The organism is Nostoc sp. 2RC, from assembly GCF_014222165.1.
Lineage (GTDB): Bacteria > Cyanobacteriota > Cyanobacteriia > Cyanobacteriales > Nostocaceae > Nostoc > Nostoc linckia.
The window spans coordinates 1-1,503 of sequence record NZ_JACKZU010000686.1 but is presented as its reverse complement, the minus strand read 5'-3'; the positions used below and the strand labels follow the sequence as shown (position 1 = coordinate 1,503).

At 36.6% G+C, this 1,503-nt stretch carries 2 protein-coding genes; both read right to left on the bottom strand.

The window, feature by feature from the left end:
• Window positions 1–54: 54 nt before the first annotated feature.
• On the bottom strand, window positions 55–870 hold the full coding sequence (locus GNE10_RS34415; protein ID WP_185570495.1) for a class I SAM-dependent methyltransferase: 816 nt from the start codon (window positions 868–870) through the stop codon (window positions 55–57).
• Between the two features lie 53 nt (window positions 871–923).
• Window positions 924–1,503, bottom strand: a 580-nt coding sequence (locus tag GNE10_RS34410) for an NUDIX hydrolase (RefSeq protein ID WP_221643108.1), incomplete at its 5' end; no start/stop codon positions are given.

Here is a 1,503-nt window from a genome sequence, read left to right as displayed (position 1 = left end):
AGGGGACACGGAGAAAAACTAACGCCCCATGCCCAATGCCCAATGCCCCATGCCCTATGTCCAGTTAGTTACTACCACAATCTTGAACTTAGTTTCACCAGACAAATCGTAGTCTAAAGAGCCATAGTGTTGCAAAGACCACTCTTGCAAATCTTGAATTGCGCGAGTAAAAATATCATCGGGGATGTGCCAAGTATGGCGATAAATTTTGTTTTTATGAGCATCTATTAATTTGCTCACAGTTAATTCAGATTGCCATTTTGCTGCAACAACTGTTTCTAAATTTGCTCCTTGTTGGCGCAACTCAGCTAAAACTTCTTCTTCTGTTCCGCCATAACGAGGTAAAGGGTAACCATAACCAGCAATGATATCTTGCCAACGTTGCTGGAAATCAAACCTACCCTGATTCACATCTTCACTCACTTTGCTGAAATTCATATTACCGTGAGTATAAAGGTAAATTCCCCCCGGCTTCAGGACGCGGCGGATTTCTGCTAGTGCTTGCTTCCAAGCAGAAACCAAGTGAAATACATGAACTGTCAATGCCACATCAAAAGAGTTGTCAGCAAATGGTAGAGAAGTTGCATCTCCCTTGATTGCTGTTAATTTATGAGATATACCTTCTAGTTTTTGGTGCAACTCAGCCAGCATCTTTTCTGAAATATCTACACCAGTGTAAGAATAACCTCTTTTGGCTATTGGCAAAGCAATTCTACCAGTACCAATTCCAGTTTCAAAAAACTTAGTTTCTTCTGTAGCTGAAACTATATTCAAAATAGCGTCAGTAACTTGTTCGGAAACTTCAGGTGGTAGCCCTCGTGTTGCATCATAAATATCAGAAACTCGGTCAAATGAAATTGTGGCAGTCATAATTTTTTATCCTTGATTGAAGGTTGTTGATAAAGGCAAATAAAGCTAATTAATTAGATAAATTGCACTTTACCAAGTTTTTGTAGAGCAAAAAATAATGAACTAATATGAAAACTTTGTAGCAGTATCCCTGCGTTGATATCTCTAATTAATTTTTCTAAAGGTAACAATATCACATCAATTTTTTCTGTAATATCTAAATTTAAATCAGCTACAAGTTCTACATTTGTTGCTAAAAAACAATAAATTAGATTATTGTGGGTTGCAGAATTCGCTGATATGACACCAGTTTCCACAAAATTGTCACTTGTATATCCTGATTCTTCTAATAATTCACGTTTTGCAGCTGCCATTGGGGAACTATCTTCTAAGTCCATAGAACCCCCTGGTAATTCTAGGACTGTTTTTTGTATACCGTGGCGATATTGTTTGACTAAAACAACTTCTTCATTTTTAGTGATAGCAATAACATTTACCCAAGTTGGATATTCAAAAACATAGTAAGGCTCTACTATTTTTTCTTCAGGCATTTGACAAGTATCAGCCCGTAGGGTTAACCATTTATCTCGTACCAAATATTGAGAATTTAGTAGAGTCCAATCAAATGAATCCATATTATTTAATGCTAAAAAT

Coding starts and splice junctions, on each gene's coding strand:
- GNE10_RS34415 (WP_185570495.1), bottom strand. CDS start 870: ATGACTGCCACAATTTCATTTGACCGAGTTTCTGATATTTATGATGCA.